The organism is Pseudarthrobacter sp. AL07 (assembly GCF_029960665.1).
GTDB lineage: Bacteria > Actinomycetota > Actinomycetes > Actinomycetales > Micrococcaceae > Arthrobacter.
In genome coordinates this window covers 1-1,607 of sequence record NZ_JASBRB010000068.1, presented here as the reverse complement: position 1 = coordinate 1,607, position 1,607 = coordinate 1, and the positions used below count along the sequence as shown (strand labels likewise).

Here is a 1,607-nt window from a genome sequence, read left to right as displayed (position 1 = left end):
TGTGATCTCTCAAGACATCGGTGACAGTTCTGCCTCAACACATCGGTGACAGTTCCGCAGGTTTTGGTGGTGACACTTCCCGGCCCTGTTAACAGGGTTTGGCCGGCCCGTGGTGGTGGCAAAAGAATGGCGGGTGAAAAAGAATGAGCCTGTCAATGCCCGTATCCGCCTCGCGATCGCCCGGTGGCCCGATGACGCGCCACGCGGGGCGGTCACCACGTTCTGTGCCGAGCACGGGATCACCCGCAAGACGTTCCATGCGATCCGGGCCAGGGCACGCGACGAGGGCCAGGCCGCTGCCCTGGAGCCCCGCTCCCGACGCCCCAAGACCTCGCCCACGAAGCTCACCGAGGATCTCAAGGACGAGGCGCTGAGGGTGCGTGCGGCCCTGGAGTCCTCCGGGCTGGATCACGGGCCGATCAGCGTGCACGACAAAATGGTGTCCCTGGGGATGCACGCGCCCTCGCCGGCTTCGCTGGCGCGGATCTTCCGCGAGAAGAATGTGGCGCGGTCCGAGCCGGCGAAGAAACCCCGGGCCTCGTACCGCAGGTTCGTCTACCCGGCCCCGAACGCGTGCTGGCAACTGGACGCGACCGAGTATGTGCTCACCGGTGGGCGCAAGTGCGTGATCTTCCAGCTGCAAGATGACCACTCACGGCTCGCGATCGCTTCCCACGTGGCATCCGGTGAAACCAGCCAGGCGGCCCTGGCGGTCGTGAAAAAGGGCATCGCCTCCCACGGGGTACCGCAACGATTGCTCACCGACAACGGGGTGGCCCTGAATCCCTCACGCCGTGGAGTCGAAGGCCAACTGGTCACCTACGTGTCCTCGCTCGGGGTCAAGGCGATCACCGGCAAACCCTACAAGCCAACCACGCAGGGGAAGAACGAACGGTTTCATCAGACCCTGTTCCGGTGGCTGGACAAGCAACCCCTGGCATCCACCTACCTGGAATTGCAGGAGATGGTCGACCGGTTTGACCTGATCTACAACACCGAGCGACCGCACCAGGGACTGCCCGGGCGCATCACACCGCAGCAGTCATGGGACGCCACGGCCGTCGCTGAGGCACCCAGGCCCAAAACCCTGCCGGTTCTTCCCGAGCCGCAGGCGCAAGGGCCGGCAGCCATGCATCCTGCCCCTGCCAACACGGCGGTCCAACCGGCGGTGAATGCCGGAACGGAAGCACCGGAGAACGGCACCACAACCGGCCTGGACACGGAAATCCAGCTCGAGACCGGCGCGCCCGAGAATATCAGTGGCACCATCTCCCACCCGGCAGACACCGGCAGCCGGAAGCTGCGGGTCTATTCCAACGGCGTCGTCAAGATCGGCACGACCATGTTCTCCCTGACCAAGCGGATGGGCGGACGCATCGTCATTGCCGCCTGGGATCTCGAGGAAATCATGTTCGCCAACACCGAAGGCGAGGTCATTGCCGAATACGCGTGGCCGCCGGAAGGCACCGGATACGTCGGGATCGGCAGGTCACTCAGCCGCTTCCGCAGCGGGCGTCTTTCGAAAGGAACTGTCACCGATGTGCTGAGACATCAACTGTCACCAGTGTCCTGAGGCAGAACTGTCACCGATGTCTTGAGAGATCACA

General features: G+C 64.0%; 1 protein-coding gene. It reads left to right on the top strand.

What is annotated here, in order from left to right; all coding sequences use genetic code 11:
- Positions 1 to 175 precede the first annotated feature (175 nt).
- Complete coding sequence (locus QK290_RS18390; protein ID WP_282332109.1) at positions 176 to 1,573, top strand: integrase core domain-containing protein; 1,398 nt, start codon at positions 176 to 178, stop codon at positions 1,571 to 1,573.
- The last annotated feature ends 34 nt before the right edge of the window (positions 1,574 to 1,607 follow it).